18 protein-coding genes are annotated in these 19,490 nt (G+C 42.9%); 13 read left to right on the top strand and 5 right to left on the bottom strand.

What is annotated here, in order from left to right; all coding sequences use genetic code 11:
* Positions 1-162 precede the first annotated feature (162 nt).
* Positions 163-1,269 (bottom strand): OmpA family protein, encoded by a 1,107-nt coding sequence (locus ABFY09_RS06155; RefSeq protein WP_347983415.1) that lies wholly within the window; start codon positions 1,267-1,269, stop codon positions 163-165.
* Positions 1,270-1,595: 326 nt separating this feature from the next.
* On the opposite strand from ABFY09_RS06155, the gene ABFY09_RS06150 reads away from it, so the two are divergent.
* Positions 1,596-2,963 carry an MATE family efflux transporter gene (locus tag ABFY09_RS06150; RefSeq protein ID WP_347983414.1) on the top strand — a complete coding sequence of 456 codons (1,368 nt, stop codon included), beginning with the start codon at positions 1,596-1,598 and terminating at the stop codon, positions 2,961-2,963.
* 207 nt (positions 2,964-3,170) lie between these two features.
* On the opposite strand, the gene ABFY09_RS06145 is transcribed toward ABFY09_RS06150, so the two are convergent.
* Together ABFY09_RS06145 and ABFY09_RS06140 are read right to left on the bottom strand one after the other, a co-directional pair.
* Positions 3,171-4,064, bottom strand: coding sequence for a phytanoyl-CoA dioxygenase family protein (locus tag ABFY09_RS06145; RefSeq protein ID WP_347983413.1), 894 nt, complete (start codon positions 4,062-4,064; stop codon positions 3,171-3,173).
* Positions 4,065-4,090: 26 nt separating this feature from the next.
* Positions 4,091-4,744, bottom strand: a complete 654-nt coding sequence (locus ABFY09_RS06140; RefSeq protein ID WP_347983412.1) for a glutathione S-transferase family protein — start codon at positions 4,742-4,744, stop codon at positions 4,091-4,093.
* 118 nt (positions 4,745-4,862) lie between these two features.
* Here ABFY09_RS06140 and ABFY09_RS06135 point away from each other — a divergent pair, with 118 nt between their 5' ends.
* Together ABFY09_RS06135 and ABFY09_RS06130 are read left to right on the top strand one after the other, a co-directional pair.
* Complete coding sequence (locus ABFY09_RS06135) at positions 4,863-5,714, top strand: LysR family transcriptional regulator (RefSeq protein WP_347983411.1); 852 nt, start codon at positions 4,863-4,865, stop codon at positions 5,712-5,714.
* 124 nt (positions 5,715-5,838) lie between these two features.
* Entirely contained in the window at positions 5,839-6,351 is a 513-nt protein-coding gene (locus ABFY09_RS06130; protein WP_347983410.1) for a hypothetical protein, read from the top strand.
* Between the two features lie 28 nt (positions 6,352-6,379).
* Here the strand turns inward: ABFY09_RS06130 and ABFY09_RS06125 are convergent, their stop codons facing one another.
* Together ABFY09_RS06125 and ABFY09_RS06120 are read right to left on the bottom strand one after the other, a co-directional pair.
* Entirely contained in the window at positions 6,380-7,018 is a 639-nt protein-coding gene (locus ABFY09_RS06125; protein WP_347983409.1) for a LysE family translocator, read from the bottom strand.
* A 298-nt stretch (positions 7,019-7,316) separates the two neighbouring features.
* A complete protein-coding gene (locus ABFY09_RS06120; RefSeq protein WP_347983408.1) occupies positions 7,317-7,976 on the bottom strand; it encodes a helix-turn-helix transcriptional regulator in 660 nt (219 codons plus the stop codon).
* 356 nt (positions 7,977-8,332) lie between these two features.
* Here ABFY09_RS06120 and ABFY09_RS06115 point away from each other — a divergent pair, with 356 nt between their 5' ends.
* The 10 genes from ABFY09_RS06115 (at position 8,333) to ABFY09_RS06070 (ending at position 19,348) form a co-directional block, all read left to right on the top strand.
* Positions 8,333-9,151 (top strand): MurR/RpiR family transcriptional regulator, encoded by an 819-nt coding sequence (locus ABFY09_RS06115; RefSeq protein WP_347983407.1) that lies wholly within the window; start codon positions 8,333-8,335, stop codon positions 9,149-9,151.
* Positions 9,152-9,351: 200 nt separating this feature from the next.
* Positions 9,352-10,104: an ABC transporter ATP-binding protein gene (locus tag ABFY09_RS06110; protein WP_347983406.1), complete on the top strand. Its 753-nt coding sequence runs from the start codon at positions 9,352-9,354 to the stop codon at positions 10,102-10,104.
* Positions 10,079-10,693: an energy-coupling factor transporter transmembrane component T gene (locus tag ABFY09_RS06105; protein ID WP_347983405.1), complete on the top strand. Its 615-nt coding sequence runs from the start codon at positions 10,079-10,081 to the stop codon at positions 10,691-10,693. Before ABFY09_RS06110 ends, ABFY09_RS06105 begins: the two co-directional genes overlap by 26 nt.
* A complete protein-coding gene (locus ABFY09_RS06100; RefSeq protein ID WP_347983404.1) occupies positions 10,694-11,254 on the top strand; it encodes a biotin transporter BioY in 561 nt (186 codons plus the stop codon).
* A gap of 31 nt (positions 11,255-11,285) precedes the next feature.
* Complete coding sequence (locus ABFY09_RS06095) at positions 11,286-12,041, top strand: BPL-N domain-containing protein (protein WP_347983403.1); 756 nt, start codon at positions 11,286-11,288, stop codon at positions 12,039-12,041.
* 358 nt (positions 12,042-12,399) lie between these two features.
* Entirely contained in the window at positions 12,400-13,281 is an 882-nt protein-coding gene (locus ABFY09_RS06090; RefSeq protein ID WP_347983402.1) for a prohibitin family protein, read from the top strand.
* A 566-nt stretch (positions 13,282-13,847) separates the two neighbouring features.
* Positions 13,848-15,485: a peptide ABC transporter substrate-binding protein gene (locus tag ABFY09_RS06085; protein ID WP_347983401.1), complete on the top strand. Its 1,638-nt coding sequence runs from the start codon at positions 13,848-13,850 to the stop codon at positions 15,483-15,485.
* 150 nt (positions 15,486-15,635) lie between these two features.
* Complete coding sequence (oppB, locus tag ABFY09_RS06080) at positions 15,636-16,559, top strand: oligopeptide ABC transporter permease OppB (protein WP_347983400.1); 924 nt, start codon at positions 15,636-15,638, stop codon at positions 16,557-16,559.
* Between the two features lie 11 nt (positions 16,560-16,570).
* Positions 16,571-17,500, top strand: a complete 930-nt coding sequence (locus ABFY09_RS06075) for an ABC transporter permease subunit (RefSeq protein WP_347983399.1) — start codon at positions 16,571-16,573, stop codon at positions 17,498-17,500.
* A gap of 9 nt (positions 17,501-17,509) precedes the next feature.
* Complete coding sequence (locus ABFY09_RS06070; protein WP_347983398.1) at positions 17,510-19,348, top strand: ABC transporter ATP-binding protein; 1,839 nt, start codon at positions 17,510-17,512, stop codon at positions 19,346-19,348.
* Positions 19,349-19,490 lie beyond the last annotated feature (142 nt).

Raw genomic sequence — 19,490 nt, 5'->3', positions numbered from 1 at the left:
TCAAACATATTTGAATGAGATTACAAATTGGTTACGTTCGACAACTATTGGAGGTGGCCTTGATTTTTGTTTGAGGCTAGGTTGTGATGCCTTAAACCTACTTAAAGAGTGTTTTTTTAAGTAGGCCGTTGGCTTGAAGTGAGAGGCTAGAATTACTCTCTATTATGCTTCATTTGAAGAGATAACTGCAGTTACTCGACGGTTCGCTTGGCGGCGCTGTGCCGTATCATTACTGAATAAAGGCTTTTCTTCGCCGTATCCAATTGCACTAACGCGTTTTTCTGAAATATGAAAAATATTAATCAACATATCTGCAATGGCTTGAGCTCGTTTTTCTGAAACGGTTTGGTTGTAACTTGCTGCACCACTGTCATCCGTATGGCCTTCGATTACAACGGTTGTGTTTGGGTTCTCGTTCAAATAGGCCGCTAACTTCTCGATTTCAGGGTAAAATGACTGCTCGACTGTTGTTTTATTGTTACCGAATTGCACCTTTAATGTGACAGGTGGTAGCGCTTCAACAACAGAGGCTTGTTCGAAAATGCTTGGCTCTTCACCTTCTGGATAGACGAGTTCTTCTGGCGTTAATTCTTCTACTGCTTCAGTAGCTGGCTCAGGCTCAATAAGGGTTTCAGTTGTGATTTCTGTCTCTGGCGTCATTTCTTCTACTGGTTCAGCAATGACCTTGTCAATAACCGGCTCTTCTTCTACGGCTGCCACGGGCGTTGCTTTTGGAGCAGAGTGGCCAAAAGTCATCTGCAGACCGACAGATGTCATGTGATCGATATGATCATCTTTTACATCGTTTAATAGACGAAAGTCAGCACGTAAAGCTAGGTTATCGTTTAGTACGTATTTTAAACCGCCACCTGCATTGAATTGGGCGTTATTCGTGTTTGGATCGCTGAAGTCTGCTGTGCCAACACCGGCCGCTAAATAAGGTGTTAAGTTCAACGAATGGTTAGTTGGCAAATGATACAAAGCATCTAACCGATATTGGTCTACATCAATATCTGTGTTGCTGTTTGATAATTGAGAGTCTGCATTTAGATAAACAAATTCAACCGTCCATGGATTATCAAATTGGTAACCTAAACCAAGAGAGTAAGCTTCGTCATCCTTCGTATCTCGGTCACTGTCCATATAGTAATAACCAATGCTTGGTGTGATTGTGAAACCACTTTGTTGTTGAGCCAAGGTGATTGTTGATAAAGAAGAAGCTGTGATAAGACTGCTAATAAGAGTGCGTTTTGCTAAAGTAAAAGACATATTTCATCTCCGATAAAAAATCAATTTATGTCGTTCTTTTACTCAGCATAGTCTGTTTGTTGGTGCTAAAAAATGCCATCAAAATGCTCTGAAACTCTAGTATTACCTAATATTTCTCAATCATGACAGAGTGTTTACCTAACAAGCATTTTCAACACATTGATCACTGAAAATAGACGTTAAAGGCGTAAGAAGGCGCGAGATTAATTACATGATTTTTTCGTTTGGAGAAAAATAAAGTGTTCAGCCTTATCGCTATTTCTGTGGAATAATGGACCGAGTAATTTGCTTATATTCTCTTGTTGTAATGTATCGTAAGGACAACGATGTCTTCTCCGTCTTACCTTAGAAAAAATATCTCCCTCGCTTGGCCGTTGGCGCTCAATGGCTTGTTAATGCAATCCATGCTGATGATAGACACCTTATTGGTGTCTCCGCTGGGTGAGGTGCCATTGGCGGCGTTGGGCATTGCGTCTGCTATTTTGGCCTTCATGCTGGGCGTGCAAATGGCGCTGGCGAACGGCACTCAACTCATTTTAAGCCGTGCCGTTGGCTCTGGAAGCCGCGACTCTCTGACCAAAGGTTTTTGGGCTGGATTAGGCATAAACCTCACAGTGGCGTTGGCGTTTTGTGTGTTCATGTACTGTTTTGGTCAATCGATTGTGACGATTTTGTCAGACGACCTTTTGCTCCAGCAACAAACCAAAGGTTATTTGGATTTGGCCATCATCTTGGTGCCTTGTACGGCGATAGCGCAAGTGCTGATTGCCTTATTTAACAGCCGAGACAAAAGCAAAACCCCATTAAAAGGCTATTTGATAGAAATGCCGATTAATGCTGTTTTGTCGTATTTTTTGATTCATGGCGTGAGCGGCTTTCAAGGAATGGGCGTGGAAGGCGCGGCACTAGGCAGTGTCTTGGCCATTATGATCCGTTTGCTTTATTTAAGTGTTTGCTTAAAAATCGACCGAACTCTTAACCTTTCTTTTACCAGTAACGTTTCCGCTTTCTTGAGAAGCGTGCGCTTGCACAGTGTTGAGATTTTTCCTTTCGCGGCGAACATCACTATCTTGCAGATCGGCATCAGTGTGTACCAATTGTTGTATTCTCAACTCAGTATCAATGCGTACGCGGCGATCATTCTGATTATGCCTTGGGTGCGAGGAGGCAGCCAATTTGTGGCGTCTTGGGCGCACGCATCGGCCATCAGCATCAGTCAGTCAATCGGTTCAAAAAAGCTGGATGACTTGTCAGAAAACATCAATAAGAGCATCGACGTCGCGGTGATCGTTTCTGTCGCTTGTGCGGGCTTTTTTGCGGTTTTGTATTTCTTCGTACCGAGCATTTACTCTGATCTAGAAGCCGAAACCTACTTGGCATTGAGTGTGATCGCGCCCTTGTATATTTTCTTGCCGATTGTGCGAGGTTACAACACAGTGCACGGACACATCTTGAGATCGTTGGGTAAAACCACGTCGGTTTTCAAGATTAACTTCATCGGTCAATGGGGCATCTCCATTCCTTTGTGTGCGCTGATTATTTTGTATTTTGATGCGTCTATCTTCTGGGCGTTCGCGGTTCAACCGTTTGAAGAAATGATGAAAGCGCTACCGTTTAGACAACTCGCACGTCGATCCGTCAAAGAGTTTGATCAAGCGAAAATGGACGAGTTGATGTACGACGAAGACAAATAGGAGGCTAGGGAAGGTACGAACAAGTCCACTGGCTTCAGCGTGTGGATAAACCTTTATTTTTCGAGGCAAGCTTCGCCGTCCAATATTGAGCATATTGGCAAGAAGCTTAACAAAGAATAAAAAGCGTTTAGCCCACGCCCTTCGGGTCTTTCAGAGAAACCGTTTCTCTGATAAGACTGACGCTCAGAAGACTTATTCGTACCTTCCCTAGGCGTGACGCCTAAAATCGAGTCGGATAATTTGCCTTGGAAGTGAGGAAATATTGGCTGACGTCGAATGAAGGCAACGAGGGTTGAGTAGGATGATGTCGCCTGCGGAACCTGTAAGGGAAACCACTTTTTGTCCGATGCCATGGTAAGAGTCACCTTCTTGGACGAATTGTTGGATACGCTGTTCTGGCGTGCCTTCTGTGACTAGTGCTTTCATCCAAGGGTCTTCTTGTTTGAGCGGTTCTAATACGTTATCGGTCGTCAGCAAACGCGTGTTTTTAGGGTCATCTATTAATCCGTTGTTTACCGAATCAAAGGCTTTTATTGCCGCTTCCTGATTTGAACTGGCGATTCTCTCAGCGAGTTGTTCTGCGCGACGATGAGAGCCTGAAACCACCGTCGTTGGGCCCATGTCGACACTGACATCATCGAGTAATAAAAAGACGAATAGGCTCCATGGGTTCGAATCCCCAACGACGATTGGTTCGTCGCAATGCCAAGATTTATGCGGCACATTCCATTTGGCCTCGCTGCCTGGAAAGCTCAATAGGGAATACCAAAGGTCTAACGGGCGCCACGTGTTGTCGACAAATATTGGATCGATTGCCGACTGCATCATCGCTTCTATCTTGTCGAATTTGCCAGACGCTTTTAAGTCTCGCATCATCGGTCCCATGCCATTTAAACGCTTTGCGCCTGAACCTCCAACAGGATTGCTAGGATTGTGAAACCATGCGCTTGGGTCACTAAGAGAAATGCCAAACGTGTTACTTATCTCACGCCAAAACTGCCCACGAAGTGTCGTGATGCTTTCTTCATCAATGATATTGGAAAGTTTTAGAAACCCCGTTTTCTGGAAGGTTTCTAATTGGCAGATTGACGTGCTCTCCATGGTGTTGGCCTCTCATGTTCTAGTGATTAAATGTCTATACCCACTTCTGCAACATCAATCATGGCATTTTCTGCTTTCGCACCTTTTAACCATTCTTGCATGGCTGGGTGAGCCAGCATTGTTTTCAGATAGTTTTTTGACGGCTCTGAAACGTCAATACCATAAGTTGCAAAGCGGAAAACAACGGGAGCGAAGAAGGCGTCTGCTAAGCTAAATTCGCCAAATAAATAATCGCCTTTGGCTTTATTCTGCGCTCTTAAGTTAGTCCAAGCGTTATCTAACCACTCAACCTCTTTTTTCGCTTCTGGCGATAAAGATATTTTTTTCTTTCCTCGGCAGTTCATTGGCATTTCACCGCGAACGGCAAACAGACCAGAGTGCATCTCTGCTACGAAAGAGCGAGCTTCTGCACGGTGTTGTTTGTCTGTCGGCCAGCCTTTGTTGTTTAAATGCTGTTCATTGAGGTATTCACAAATCGCGAGTGAGTCCCACATATTGATGTCGCCATCGACGAGAACAGGCACTTTGCCAGCAGGGGAATACTGTGCGAGTTCGGTATAAAAATTTTCTGTGAAAAGACCGAGTTCGACTTCGTCGAAAGCAACGTTGAATGCTTTTAATGCCAACCAAGGTCGTAGCGACCAAGAAGAGTAGTTTTTGTTGCCGATGATGAGTTGCATGTCTTGATCCTTTTTTGAGATATTGTCGATAAAATTCATTGTGTCAGCTTGTTTTTGTGACGACTAACGAATAGTTTTGATACGACCTATTCCAAACCTTGATAGATGGCTTTTATTTATGGACATTGATGCGCTGCGTAGTTTTATCGCGTTTGTCGATACGGGCAGTTTTACTCGTGCTGCTAAGCAGACTTTTCGTACCCAAAGCGCGATCAGTATGCAAATGAAGCGTCTGGAAGAAGATACTGGCCATACGTTGTTTGTGAAAGAAGGGCGTAACCTTGGATTAACTGAACAAGGCCAACAGTTAGTGAGTTATGCAAGACGCCTTGTGGCTTTACATGATGAAGCGCTTGGACACTTTTCAACGCACCTTCAACATCCACCTTTGGTGATTGGTTGCCCTGATGATTACGCGGAATCTATTTTGCCTTCTTTGGTCGATTTGATCCGAGAAACGTTACCGAGTCAAAGTTTGCGTATTATTTGTGATTGCAGCACTCAGCTACGCTTGATGCTGGACCAAGGGAAAGTTGACTTAGCCGTCTTAAGTCGTGCACCAGATATGGAAGAAGGTTACTTGCTGAAACACGATACTGGCGTTTGGGTGAAAGGCGCGAATGTAGGAAAAGTGGAAGGCATAAAGCCATTACCTTTGGTGCTTTATGAACCTGACTGTAAGTTTCACAGTGCCGCTATTGACGGGTTGGAAAAACAAGGGCGTGAGTATCAAATCATGTGCAGTAGTGCCAGTGCGACAGTCATGAAAGGTTTATTGCGAAAAGGTCATGGGGTCAGTGCCATGGCTATGTCCAGCGTGTCTTATGGGTTAGAGATCATCCAAAGCAGTGATTTACCCGCTGTGCCTTCTGTGGATATCGTTCTTGCGGTGGCGCCTGTGCCTCACCCATTATTTGGCTCTCACTTGGCAGCGAATCTGAGTCAGCGTTTTGTTGCTCAAAAAAATTGAATTTACATGAGTACTTATTGTCTACTTCTGGGCCTTGTGAATTTGATGCCCTTTACATAAAGCGCCTTTCTTTTTTATAGGTGTTATTAAACAATGAGACATAATCAAATATTGGAGCATAATCATGCTGTTTAAAAATGTGTTTTTAGTCGGCCTGTCATTGTTATTAATGGCTTGCAGCAGCGTCCAGAAGCCGGCACAGATAACTCTGCCATTATTTTATGCTTGGTATAATGGCGAAGAAGTGGCTTACGTCACGACAGATGTTTCTGATCGAGACATTGCTCGGTTAAAAAATGCCAATTATGCTCCGCGTTTGCGTGATGCTATTCCGAAATACCCGAAACCACCTCAAGTCAAAACGGCTTTAGAGCGTGTGTATTCATTTCCCAATAATGAACAAACTCATACTGTTTTCCCTTCTGCGCCTCAACCATTAGGTTATTTGAGTGAAGATCACCGCTACTCTCCTCTTTGGATAATGTACACAGTGGTATGGAAAGACCCAAGCCAAGCGAGAGAATTAAAATCAGAAGAAGCCATATTTGTCGCGGAAGAAGAAGGTCTGGTTACGATCACAAGAACTAATGTTGTTCTTAATTGTCCTGTGGTCCCTTTTCCCATAACAGCACTTTGACCCATTAAAAACTACCAGGCTAATTTTGTCAGGCTACCAATGGTTTAAACTCAGAAATTCCTCTTAATATCAGTAATGATGCGATAAACAAAAAGCCAAGTCCGCTGACGATATTGATATTTACTTTTTGAGTGGCGTCTCGATTAAAAATATAGAATGCGAGAAGCGCGTAGATGATAATACAGAGTGCATCTAAGGAAATAAAAACAATCCCATAAATAGTAGATTGGAAGGTTACATTAAGCGTCGGGTCAATAAAGCTAGGGAATAATGCAATGAAGAAAATGATGGATTTTGGGTTTGTCACACAAGCAATGAAGCCACTTAATATGGCACGTAAGAACCCTGTTGGTGCTGTATCCCTGCCTGCTGCATTTACCTTAGGAGATCGAAAAGCGGCATAACTTAGGTAAAGTATGTAGGCGCCTCCTAGAATTTGCATATGAGGTAAATACGCCAGTGCATATTCAAGCAGTAGCTGGAGTCCTGCCGTTGCGATTATTATCTGAATTAATGTTCCAGCCGCATCACCTATGACAACCAACCCTGCAGCTCTTGGTCCATACCGGACGGCTTGACTCGAAGCTAATGCCACCGTTGACCCTGGTGTTAGCACTATGATGGCCGTAGCGATTAGAAAACCGCTAAAATAGGTAAGGTTAAGCATGTTAAGTTTCCGTTTTGTAGGATATAAAACATGACTTTATCTGAAAGTCTGTGCTTCCCCATTGCCCAACTCTAAAGCTGAGGTTTTACCACTCGGGCTTAATGCTAAAAATTCGTCTGTTCGAGTTTCGCCTTTGGTTATGCTGTATGCTTTCCGCGACACTTTTAGTCCTAAGAAGGCGCATAATAAATGGGTTTTATAACCGTTTCCTGAAGGCAAAAAAATTGTGCAGAATCATAAAGTTTTCCTAAATAATGAATTAATTATTTACTGTCATTGATAGTGCGACTGTAACAAATTAGCTGCTTAAAATCGCAACCAATAATTGGCTCGATGTTGGCACTAGACTGCTTTTTAATTCAAAAGGTTTAAAAACTTTGTTAATAATTTCAGGTGTATAGTTACCTTTATCGTTTTCGATTTCAGACAAGGTTTTTCGCGAAACGCCAGTTAACTCAGTGTAAGCTTCTTGCCTTAGACGCAAAACATTCACTCGTAATTCACGAAGTGCTTCTCCTTGTGAAATTTCATTTAATAATAAACGTTTAATGATTTGATTCACCGCAACTAACTGGTCTTCTTTTGACATTGGCTCTAGGCTTTTTGAAACGCGTGATCTGGTTAAGCTTTCTGTGGAAGTGGTTGTAAGGGTTGTTGTTAGTTCTTCTGGTGTTTGAGTGGCTACTTGAGCTGACTCCGGTTTTACTTCTGGTGCTTTCTTCTCTTGTGGAGCGGCTTGTTTCGCAGGTGCTGGTTTTCCTTTTTTTTTGTTGCTTGGGGCCACCACAGGCTGTTCAATAATAGGTGTCGATTCTTTTGTTTTACTTACCTTCTTTTCTTTAGATTGTTTTTTACCCTCAATTTTTGCCTGTTTTTTCTTCTTTGATTCTGCCTTTTTAGACTTAGCTTTATGCTTTTTCAACGGCTGAGGGCTATTTAATTGATCTTTCATTTTCATTTTGGAGTTGCTCCTATTGGCAATGAAACGGGTAAGGTTTTTATGAACGCTATCCTATTAAGATGACAAATAAGTAACAAAATTAAAATATTCATTAAATAATAGCACTCTTTTGAAAACCTGATTGAAGTACACCGAGAAGCTACCATTTTATGGAGCATCTAGAATCGAACTAAGTAAGTTGGCTGAGAATACACTCGAGTTAAGCAGCGGCAGTCGCTACTTTCAAGCTTGACGAGCAAGTGAAACTTAAGTTTCTTTTTTTGTGCGAGTTGAAATAAAAAGTGAATCTCTGTTGGCAGATTATCTACAATCTATTACCTTATTAGTAATTATTATCAAACAGAGGTTTTTACGTGACGACAAAGCAGGATGTGCTATCCCTAATCGAGAAAAATTACCCTAACCTTTCTCCTTCTGCACGGTCGATTGCGAATTATCTACAACAGAATCCATTGGCAATTGTGAGCCAAACATCGGCAGAAATTGCAGACAACACCAAAACCTCAAAAGCGACTGTGAGTCGTTTTTTTCGTCAGCTTGGTTATGAAACGCACCAAGGGGCAAAACAAGCTCAACTTGCTTTGCGAGAAAGTGGCGTGCCGACTTTTATCGAAGGGGCATCGTTAGATCAAACCGCTCAAGAAATGAAAAACCTTTCTCTGACCTTTGAAGGCTTGCGCCCCGATATTCTTAACGACATAAGTCAGAGATTGGCGAAGGCGAGTCGCGTTACCTTAATTGGTTTCCGAAATGCGTATCCAATGGCGTTGCATTTCCGTCAACAACTTCAACAAGTGCGCCATTCTGTGCGTTTATTGCCGCAGCCCGGTCAAACCTTAGGTGAAGACTTGCACGATATTCTTGATGATGAAGTGATTGTGCTTTTGGGCTTCAGAAGGCGCACACGTCAATTCAAACACATCATACAGGTCTTGGAAGGGCGCGATACTGTCTTGATTACTGACCCAACAGGGCAGGTTTATAATCAGCAAGTGTCTGACGTGCTTGTTTGTCATCTTGGCAACGAAAGTCCATTCGATAGCTACGCCGCACCAATGAGTTTGATCTCTATGTTGTGCAACCGCACCTTTGGTTTTCTGGGTGACAGTGCCAGCAACCAAGCGCAAGACATTTCAGAATTGTATGAAACACTGGATGAATTGGAGCCTTAGGGAAAAAACTCCAGTCACTAGGTTTCTTTTTAAACATCTGTAAACCACCTAAAAACTTTCAGTTTACATTGATTGCTGGCATTGCTAGTATCTCGCGCTCAAGATCTACGGATACGCGTACTTTACCCGTGTATCTTCTTTGTTAGGCGTGCGTCTGTGGCACGTTGTGTCTGTGATGTGCGCTGGTGTGAATGATTAATATGAATAGCCCTGCTGAAAGTTCTACTACGACTGGTTGTGCCATTCGGTTAGATCAGGTTTGCCTAGAGATCGAAGGCAAACAGATCATTAACCAGTTGTCTCTACAGACGAATGTTCGTCGACTTGGTGTGATTGGTCGTAATGGTTCGGGCAAGTCCACTTTATCTCGCTTGCTTTCTGGATTGATTGACACCACGTCTGGGCAGCTTGACATTGCTGGCTTTGATCCGTTTAAAGACCGCCGCGCAGCCTTACGTGAGGTGGGTTTGCTGTTTCAAAATCCGGAACATCAGATTATTTTCCCAACCGTATTAGAAGAAGTCATATTTGGCTTACGTCAACTGGGACAAGATAAAACCACTGCGAAACATAACGCTCTGGAAGTCTTGTCTACCTTCGGCAAAGAACACTGGCAGGATGCCCATTGTTCTGCGTTGTCTCAGGGGCAAAAACATCTGGTTTGCCTGATGTCGATTGTCGCCATGAAGCCGAATCTCATTATTCTCGATGAGCCGTTTGCTGGCTTGGACATTCCCACCAAGCGCCAATTGCAGCGTTACCTCGATACCTTTTCTGGCAGTCTTATTCACATCAGTCATGACCCCGATGATTTGCAGAATTACGACCAGCTTTTATGGCTAGAAGCTGGGCAAGTCGAAGCCTTGGGGCAGTCTGACGAGGTGATGCCACGTTATTTAGCGGCCATGCATAAACTGGGAGAAAGTGATGATATCTCTGACCTCTCCAATTGAAACCCGCGCACATCGCTGGCCTGCCGGATTAAAGTTAGGGTTGCTGTGTTTAGTGACCTTTGGCTTGTTTTTTGTTGATAGCGTCCTCTTTCATGGTGTGTTTTTGGTCTTTGTGGTTGCGCTCTATGCATTGCCCGGGATGCGGTTTTTTAAAAATGGCTGGAAGCATCTGAAGATTTTGTGGCCGTTTGTTTTTATTGTGGTGGCTTGGCACTTGTTCACAGACGAGCTGCCGCTGGGTTTAACCGTGGCTTTTCGTATGATCTCCGCGGTGGGGCTGGCGAATTTAGTCACCATGACAACGCGCCTTTCCGACATGATAGACGTTGTGCATTGGCTAACTCGCCCACTGCAACGGCTTGGCTTTAACCCTCGTGTACTAGAGTTGGCGATTGCCTTGGTGATACGAATGACACCGGTGCTGGTTTCCAAAGGGCAGAGTTTGACTTTGGCATGGCGAGCACGTTCAAACCGCCGCTCTGGCTGGCGAATCATTTTACCTTTTACGGTCCTCGCGCTTGACGATGCGGACCATGTTGCCGAAGCCTTAAAGGCCCGCGGCGGATTAACAAACCAAGAGAGAAAATAGATGGAAAAGAATATTGCTTATATCGCGTTGTTTGCTGCTTTGATTGCCGCACTGGGATTGATACCTAAAATTACCTTAGGTTTTGGTGTGCCGATTACTGCACAGAGTCTTGGTATTATGCTTTGCGGCACGATACTGGGTGCCAAACGAGGTGCGTTGGCGGTGTTATTACTGCTGTTACTTGTCGCCATTGGCTTGCCTTTATTGGCGGGTGGCCGCGGAGGCTTAGGGCTGTTTTTTGGCGTAACGGGTGGTTTCCTAATTGGCTGGCCGATTTCTGCTTATGTGACAGGTTTGATCGTTGAGAAGTGGCGCAGTGGTTCTATTACGCTTGTTTCAGTCGTTGCTTCTATTGTTGGCGGCATCTTCGTGATGTACCTGTTTGGCATTGTTGGCATGGCGATCGTATTGGAAAAAACATTCCTTGAGTCCGCAGCATTGATGACGGCTTTTATCCCTGGTGACATTATTAAAGCGATTATCGCGGGTTTGTTAACCGCAGCCATTGCGAAAGCTCGCCCAGCAAGCTTGTTGTCTCGACAGGCTAAAGCCACATCGTAATATCTGTGTAGACAGTAATAGAGGAAGTCAGGTGAACATTCAGATTTATACCGATAATGTTTCCGCTAACCACATCCTCTATTACGCGCTGGCACGGCTGTACGGTAAAAGTAGCGTTTGCTTCGTTAATGCTAATGAAATTTTAAACGGTGCTTTAACGGATGACGTGGATTTATTCGTTATGCCCGGCGGAGCCAGCCGCTACAAAGCCGATAAGCTTAATGGCGCAGCAAGCCGCATGATTAAAAGCTACGTTAAACAGGGTGGCCGCTATTTTGGTATTTGTGCTGGCGCTTATATGGGCTGTAGTGTGACAAAATGGGCGCAAGGTTTTCCCCATGAGATCATTACTGAGAATGAATTGAATTTCTTCTCGGCGGCGGCGATAGGTCCGATAGAGGCGTTTGGTCGGGGTGATAACTACAATCAGACCGATGCCCATTTAGTGACGCTGGAATACCAAGGCAAATCGGTTTCCTCTCTGTATTTGGGTGGCTGTTTTTTTAAGCCTTATACGGCAACTGATGATGAGGCAAAGGATTATAAGGTTCTGGCGTCTTTTGCTGACTTACCAGAAAAACTAGCAGCGATTGTGTCAGGTGGATACGGAAAGGGTCTGTGGTTGCTGTGCTCAACACACCCTGAATACGATAACGAAGCCGTTGAGCTGCTAGATTTCAATGTGGTTGGTAATCAGTACGAGCATTTTTCTCGATTGCCAGACGACATTGATTTAGGTCTGGAGCTGATGGAAAGTTTATTAGCCACTCTTAATCTCCCTTCCTGAGGCCTTGGCACGGCTAGTGCGCCTTACTAATACTTCGTACAAAGGCTTCTTCCTGTTAATAATACGTTTATTTCAAGAATCTCTCACTCAGTGTGTTCATAACATCTTATCTAACACATCGCGGCTAACGCTGTTTCATTTGACTTATTGGTGCGTAATAGAATAAAACGCCAATCGTCAATCTAAGTTGGCAGATAACCTACAATCGATTACCTTACTAATAATTATCACATAGGGGTTTTAAGTGAGGGCAAAACAATTGATAGCGACGCTGCGACCATAAGCCGCCAAAGTATTTTTAATGTAGGTGATTTAGCTTTACATTGTCTCAAAAAAAATTAATTGAAAGGGAAAAGAAATGAAAAGATATATGGAAAATGGATCTATAAAACCAAAGCGAACAATAATCGACGCACTCATTGCCATTGCTTTTCTAACCGTCATTTTCGATTCTACATACACGGTTAATGAAGGTCATGTAGGCATTGTGAAAAGGTTTAGTGAAGCACAGAATCAAGTTTCACCGGGATTGCATTTCAAAGTTCCATTAATTGACTCTGTTGAAGAAATTGAAGTTAGGACTCGTAAGAATGAAGAGAAAATGGCATCAAGTACTGAAGAGCAAATGCCAGTGACCGTTGTGGTTTCTGTTAACTGGACAGTTGAAAAATCAGCGGCGTTAGAACTATTTAGGCAATACGGTGGCTTATCTCAATTTGAGCAGAGAATATTAGACCCCAGATTTAGATCTGCCACCAAAGATGTGATACCTAAATTCGCAGCTGAGCAATTGATCCAAGATAGAGCCAGTGCCATTCAGTTGATTGAAAGAAATTTAATTGAAGAAATGAAAAACTTCCCTGTTACAGTCGATAATATTCAGATCGAGAATATAGAGCTGCCTGCCAAATACATTGCTTCTATTGAAACAAAACAAACGGAGAAGAACCTCGCGGATGCAGAAAAGCATAAACTCGCACGTCAAAACCTAGAAGCCCAACGTGGTGTGAATACGGCAAAAGCAAAAGCAGACGGAATTAATTTGGTTGCTATAGCAGAAGCGGAGTCCATTAGAATTAAAGGTTTGGCAGAGGCGGAAGCGATCACAGCTAAAGCCAAAGCGCTAGGTAATAATCCTTTGATTATTAAACTGACTGAAGCTCAAAATTGGGATGGTAAACTACCAGCAACCATTCTCGGAAACGGAAATATGCCTATCTTAGATTTACGTGCTAAATAATCTAAATATCTACGGTGTTAAACACGAATTTACGCCGTAGATGCTTCCAAAATGATCGTAATAATCTAATAGCCAGTATTGGCTGATCAATTTTTTGTCTATTTTAACCCCTGTTAGGAGACATATAAATAAAGCGATTCTCCTAACTCTCTTCCAAATTTTAAAGCCGTGAGTAGTGTGACTGACGAACTGTTTTCCTAATCTTAAGCAAGATAAATAGCTATCGCTGTTGTATTTGATTTTTAAAGATTTTTAAAGATTTTTAAGCATTAGACTTGAATATCTCACCTCATATTAATTGGTAAATTATGTCTTAGTTCATTGTGACGATGCTTGCGTATTGCCTCTCCTTTGTGCCCTTGAGAAAGTCTTTTTCTTATAATATTTAGGCATACTATATGTGGTTTTGCGATTGGATATTGGTTGAAAGAGTTGTCATGGTGAAGTCATGAAGGTCGGAATAAGTTGTTGGTTTTGTGACAGGATGTCTACTACTAAGGCTCATTTACCGATCTAAATAATCGTAATTAACCCAGTTATTCGATCGTTAAAAGGAAAGTATTAAGATGAATATAAAGTGTGATATCAATAAGTCGGCTCTCATTTTAGCCATTTCAGCAGCAAGTTCACTTATGTCTGGAGCAGTGGTGGCTGCCAACCACCCAGTGACTGGTGAAGTGCTGGCAAGTGATCAAAGTTTTACTTATCGTCTACCTGACGGCATTGCTACCCTTGACCCACAATTGGTCTCAACGGTTGAAGGTTCTACGATTGTCCGAGATCTTTTTGAAGGGCTGTTGAACCAAGACGAGTTGGGTAATGCTGTACCGGGGGTTGCACTGAGTTATGACCTTTCAGAAGACAAAAAAACTTATACTTTCCACCTACGTAAATCGAATTGGTCTAATGGTGACCCAGTAACAGCCCATGACTTTGTCTATGCTTGGCGACGTGCTATCGACCCTGCAACCGCATCCCCTTATGTTTGGTATATGGAGATAATGGGAATCAAGAACGGCAAAGCTATTTTAAACGATGGAATGGATCCTAATGCGTTAGGTGTAGAAGCCGTGGATGATTATACCTTTAGGGTGACTTTGGATGCGCCTATCCCTTATTTCCCTTCTATGGTGACGAGAGCAACAACCTTCCCAACTCATCGTGCAACAGTAGAGAAATTCGGTGATGAGTGGACTCGTCCAGAGAATATCGTTTCTAACGGGGCTTATAAATTAACCAATTGGACACTGAAAGAAAAAAGCATTCGAGAACGTAATTCAGAGTATTGGAATAATAGCGAAACCATTTTAGAAAAAGTGACGGCATTGGTAATTGATGATGAGAATCAAGCTCTGCTTCGCTATAAAGCGGGTGACCTTGATAAGACTAATATCCCTGCTGGCCAATACGCTTCTTTAGAAAAAACGAATCCTTCGGAAGCTTATTCACTCCCTCGTTTATGCAATTATTATTATGGTTTTAACTTATCGGATAATGGTCCAGAAGCCTTTAAAGATGTTCGAGTTAGAAAAGCCCTTTCTTATGCATTAGATCGAAATGTGATTGTGAAAAATGTCATGAAAGGAGGCGAGCCACCAGCTTATACTTTCACCCCTACTGCAACACTGGGATTCAAGGCCCCTTATATTGACTATGCTCAATGGCCACAAAAACAGCGTGATGCTGAGGCAGTTAAGTTGTTGGCTGAAGCCGGTTATGGCAAGAGTAATCCATTAAAGTTTGAAATGCTCTACAACACCAGCGAGTCTCATAAGAAAGTAGCGACTGTTATATCGCAAATGTGGAAACAAAAGTTAGGTGTTCAGGCTGTACTGGTTAATCAAGAGTGGAAGACTTTTTTAGACAGTCGAACCAAACAAGCATTTGAACTGACTCGTGGCGCTTTTTGTGGTGCTTACAATGAAGCTTCAACCTTCTTAGACCTAGCGACATCGAAAGCGAACTACAACTATGGAAAGTGGAAAAACAACGAAGTAGATCGTTTGATGGAGGAAGCTAAAACCAGCGCAGATCCCAGCGCAAATTACACCCAAGTTGAAAGACTGATGAGTGAAGAAATGCCTGTCATTCCTGTGTACTTCTTTGCAGGCACATACATGATTCACGACACTCTAAAGGGGTGGCCAACAGAGAATATTCAGCAGATAACCTACAGCCGTGAATTCTACAAAACGGCAGAGTAAGCTTTTCAAGCGCTTTGTCATGGTTGGCGAAGCGCTTGAGCTCTTCAAGCCCTATTATGTTTTACAGGGCAAAATCGATAGCAAACGCAATTAGTGATTACCCTTATCAAGGGGTGGTTTTTAGTTTGATTTTATTCAAGGTAATAGCCTATGTTTAGTTTTATTATTCGACGAATGGGTTCGTCGATCCCCACGATTTTGATTTTAATTCTTATCTCATTTGCCCTGATGCGGTTAGCTCCAGGAAGCCCTTTCTCGTCAGATCGAGGTCTACCTCCGGAGGTGTTGGCAAATTTAGAAAGTAAGTACGGATTGAACTTACCTTGGTTTGAACAGCTGTACGTCTACCTTAAAGGTATTATTTTCGATTTTGATTTTGGTCCGTCTTTTAAATATACGGATAAATCAGTTAACGAGATTTTAGCTCAAGGCTTTCCCGTTACTTTAACATATGGCATTTGGTCATTTTTGGTTGCCGTGGCTGTTGGGATTCCTTTGGGAATCATTGCAGCGGTAAGACATAACACCAAACTTGATTATGCCGCCGTTGGTTTCTCTATTGGAGCACAAGTATTACCTAACTTTGTCATGGCCCCTATTTTAGTCATCATCTTCACGTTATGGCTGAATTGGCTACCTGGCGGTGGCTGGAATGGTGGTCAATGGGAATATGTCGTAATGCCTATTCTCGCTCTATCTACCAGTTATATGGCCAGTATTGCCCGTATCACACGTTCGTCGATGCTAGAGGTATTGCATGCGAATTTTATTCGTACGGCAAAAGCAAAGGGCGTCCCGATACGTCGCATTATATTGCGCCACGCCTTAAAGCCAGCACTATTACCCGTTATTTCTTACCTTGGTCCAGCATTTGTCTACATGATTACTGGGTCCGTCATTATTGATATTTATTTCAGTACTGGTGGTATGGGGCAGTTTTTTGTCGATGCGGCATTGAACCGCGATTACTCCTTGTTAATGGGGGTGACGATTGTCTTTGGGGTGATGACGATTATTTTTAATACCTTAGTTGATATCACTTACGCTTGGTTAGATCCCAAAATACGACTTTGAGAGAGACTAAAATGTTAGTAAATAAAAAGAAGATGGCAGCTCTGATTAACAGTAATGCCGATCAAGGACAAATCAAAGGGCGTTCGCAATGGCAAGATGCAATGCGGCGTTTCAGAAACAATAAAGCAGCATTAATGAGTGTTTTTGTATTATTAACAATGACTCTTATTGCTTTTTTAGGTCCATTTTTAAGTCAGTGGGATCATGAAACTATTGATTGGGACTTGATAGGTAATGCTGCTGAAATGGGAGCGCCTTCAATAACTAATGGGCATTATTTTGGCACGGATGATTTAGGTCGAGACCTTTATTCAAGGGTACTGCAAGGGACTCAAATTTCGCTCATGGTTGGATTTATTGGAACCCTTGTTGCCGTGACTGTTGGCGTACTATACGGGGCGATCGCAGGCTACTTTGGCGGCACAATTGATAATGTCATGATGCGCTTTGTCGATATCTTAATGTCGATCCCTTATATGTTCATTTTGATTATCTTGTTCGTTATGTTTGGACGCTCTGTTTATATCCTCTTTATCGGTCTGGGATTGTTTTCTTGGATGGACATGGCTCGTATTGTTCGTGGGCAAACCCTCACCTTAAAACATAAAGAGTTTATTGAAGCGGCAGTGATGGCAGGTGTCAGTGACTTTAAAATTATTGTTCGTCATATCATTCCAAATTTGCTTGGGATAGTAGTGGTATATATGTCATTGATGATTCCTAGCTTGATCTTACTGGAAAGCTTTATCTCGTTTTTAGGTCTAGGCATTCAAGAACCACTGACATCATGGGGAGCATTGATTAGTGACGGTGCGTCCACTATTCAGTATGGCACCCTTTGGCAATTAGCATTTCCGTTAGGCTTCTTTGTGACGGGCCTATTTTGTTTCTTCTTCATTGGTGATGGTTTGCGCGATGCATTCGATCCTAAAGATCGTTAGGGATATATCATGACAGAGATTATTAAACCTATTTTTAGTGTAGATAACTTAAAAATATCCTTTGCAACACATGATGGTGAAGTAGAGGCAGTGAAAGGGGTGAGTTTTTCCATTAATCCCGGTGAGTGTGTTGGTATTGTTGGCGAGAGTGGCTCAGGAAAAAGCCAAACCTTTATGGCTGCAATGGGGTTGTTAGCGAGAAATGGCCGTGCGAAAGGCGATATCATTTTTCAGGGCCACCACCTATTATCGTTATCAACTTCTGAGTTGAACCGTGTGCGTGGTAAAAATATGTCGATGATCTTCCAAGATCCATTGACGTCACTGACCCCACATCTAACGATTTTAGAGCAAATGCGTGAAGTTTCGTCGCTTCACATGGACCTAAGCCGAGAAGAAACAGATCGACTTTGTGCTCAATGGCTAGATAGAGTGCGAATTGCCGAGTCTAAACGTCGGTTAAATCAGTACCCACATGAGCTATCAGGAGGGATGCGTCAACGTGTCATGATTGCAATGTCTATGTTGTGTCAGCCATCGTTATTAATTGCCGATGAGCCAACCACAGCACTGGATGTGACCGTACAGGCTGAGATTCTCGATTTGATGGATGAGTTAAAGCGAGAAAACGGTACCGCTATCGCTTTAATCACCCATGACATGGGCGTCATGGCCCGCATGTGTGATCGTCTTCATGTGATGCGCCGTGGGGAATATGTTGAAGAAGGGATAACAGAAGACATCTTTTATAATCCTCAACATGATTACACCAAGATGTTGATTGATTCTATGCCACGTATTGATAGCCCAGACCGCCAACATAATAAAAATCAAATGCCGATTGATGAATCCGTTAGTGGCGCAGACTTCTTAAAAGTTGATGATGTAAAAGTGCACTTTGATGTTTCGGTGGGCGGTGGTCTTTGGCCAAAAAAAGTACCGTTAAAAGCAGTGGATGGGATTAGTTTTGAATTACGAAAAGGGGAAACTCTTGGTATTGTCGGTGAGAGTGGCTGTGGGAAATCAACCTTAGCTCGTTCTGTTCTTCAGCTTATTCCCCCTAGTGCTGGTTCGGTCTGCTGGTTAGGTAAACCATTAAATGGTTTAAAGAAAGAAGAGCTTAAAGATAAACGTAAGGACCTGCAAATTGTCTTCCAAGACCCTCTAGCCAGTTTAGATCCTCGGATGACTATTGCAGATTCCATCATGGAGCCATTGCAAACCTTTTCCTCACTCAGTCGCAGTGAAATGAAAGAAGAAGTTCTAAAAATGATGGATCGAGTTGGGTTAGATCGCAATATGCGTAATCGTTATCCTCATGAATTGTCAGGAGGGCAAAATCAGCGTGTGGGCATTGCCCGTGCAATGATAGTTAAGCCAAAGTTGGTGATTTGTGACGAGGCGGTATCTGCCTTGGATGTTTCTGTGCAGGCGCAGATTATTCAACTACTGATGGACCTACAGCAAGAGTTCCAACTGTCTATTCTCTTTATTTCTCATGACCTAGCCGTCGTACGAGAAGTGTCCCACCGTATAATGGTGCTCTACTTAGGTAGGGTGATAGAGTTGGCAAAAAGTGAAGACCTCTATGACAACCCTGTTCACCCATATACTCAGCAGTTGATTTCAGCTGTGCCAGTTCCGGATCCTAAAATAGAGCGTGAACGAAAAGCGATTAAAATCCCAGGGGAGCTTCCTTCGCCAATGAACCCAGATGCGCAATTGAAGTTTTTGCCTTCTAAACTTAAGACGGAGAAAAAGGGGTATTTACCTAAATTGCTTGAGCATAGTCCGGGTCATTTTGTGGCAGAGCATGATGCGTTAGATCAATTATTGATGCAGAGTTAAGTTTTATTATGATGAGGCTCAGTGGGGATTTTTTTCCTCACTGGGCTTTTGCTATTAGAATTGGCTTGATCCGCAGTGACGCTATTGAGCAAAAGAAATCATTAAAGACCTAACCCATCCAGTTTCTATAATGATTTTCATT

Source organism: Marinomonas sp. 5E14-1 (assembly GCF_039939215.1).
GTDB lineage: Bacteria > Pseudomonadota > Gammaproteobacteria > Pseudomonadales > Marinomonadaceae > Marinomonas.
This window is presented reverse-complemented; position numbering and strand designations above follow the sequence as displayed.

What these genes read in the sequence shown, in the direction of transcription:
- ABFY09_RS06125 (WP_347983409.1), bottom strand. Translation starts at nt 7,018, where the DNA reads ATGCTTAACCTTACCTATTTTAGCGGTTTTCTAATCGCTACGGCCATC.
- ABFY09_RS06075 (WP_347983399.1), top strand. Translation starts at nt 16,571, where the DNA reads ATGTTAGTAAATAAAAAGAAGATGGCAGCTCTGATTAACAGTAATGCC.
- ABFY09_RS06150 (WP_347983414.1), top strand. Translation starts at nt 1,596, where the DNA reads ATGTCTTCTCCGTCTTACCTTAGAAAAAATATCTCCCTCGCTTGGCCG.
- ABFY09_RS06120 (WP_347983408.1), bottom strand. Translation starts at nt 7,976, where the DNA reads ATGAAAATGAAAGATCAATTAAATAGCCCTCAGCCGTTGAAAAAGCAT.
- ABFY09_RS06105 (WP_347983405.1), top strand. Translation starts at nt 10,079, where the DNA reads ATGATATCTCTGACCTCTCCAATTGAAACCCGCGCACATCGCTGGCCT.
- ABFY09_RS06130 (WP_347983410.1), top strand. Translation starts at nt 5,839, where the DNA reads ATGCTGTTTAAAAATGTGTTTTTAGTCGGCCTGTCATTGTTATTAATG.
- ABFY09_RS06145 (WP_347983413.1), bottom strand. Translation starts at nt 4,064, where the DNA reads ATGGAGAGCACGTCAATCTGCCAATTAGAAACCTTCCAGAAAACGGGG.
- ABFY09_RS06085 (WP_347983401.1), top strand. Translation starts at nt 13,848, where the DNA reads ATGAATATAAAGTGTGATATCAATAAGTCGGCTCTCATTTTAGCCATT.
- oppB (WP_347983400.1), top strand. Translation starts at nt 15,636, where the DNA reads ATGTTTAGTTTTATTATTCGACGAATGGGTTCGTCGATCCCCACGATT.
- ABFY09_RS06070 (WP_347983398.1), top strand. Translation starts at nt 17,510, where the DNA reads ATGACAGAGATTATTAAACCTATTTTTAGTGTAGATAACTTAAAAATA.
- ABFY09_RS06110 (WP_347983406.1), top strand. Translation starts at nt 9,352, where the DNA reads ATGAATAGCCCTGCTGAAAGTTCTACTACGACTGGTTGTGCCATTCGG.
- ABFY09_RS06140 (WP_347983412.1), bottom strand. Translation starts at nt 4,744, where the DNA reads ATGCAACTCATCATCGGCAACAAAAACTACTCTTCTTGGTCGCTACGA.
- ABFY09_RS06135 (WP_347983411.1), top strand. Translation starts at nt 4,863, where the DNA reads ATGGACATTGATGCGCTGCGTAGTTTTATCGCGTTTGTCGATACGGGC.
- ABFY09_RS06100 (WP_347983404.1), top strand. Translation starts at nt 10,694, where the DNA reads ATGGAAAAGAATATTGCTTATATCGCGTTGTTTGCTGCTTTGATTGCC.
- ABFY09_RS06155 (WP_347983415.1), bottom strand. Translation starts at nt 1,269, where the DNA reads ATGTCTTTTACTTTAGCAAAACGCACTCTTATTAGCAGTCTTATCACA.
- ABFY09_RS06090 (WP_347983402.1), top strand. Translation starts at nt 12,400, where the DNA reads ATGAAAAGATATATGGAAAATGGATCTATAAAACCAAAGCGAACAATA.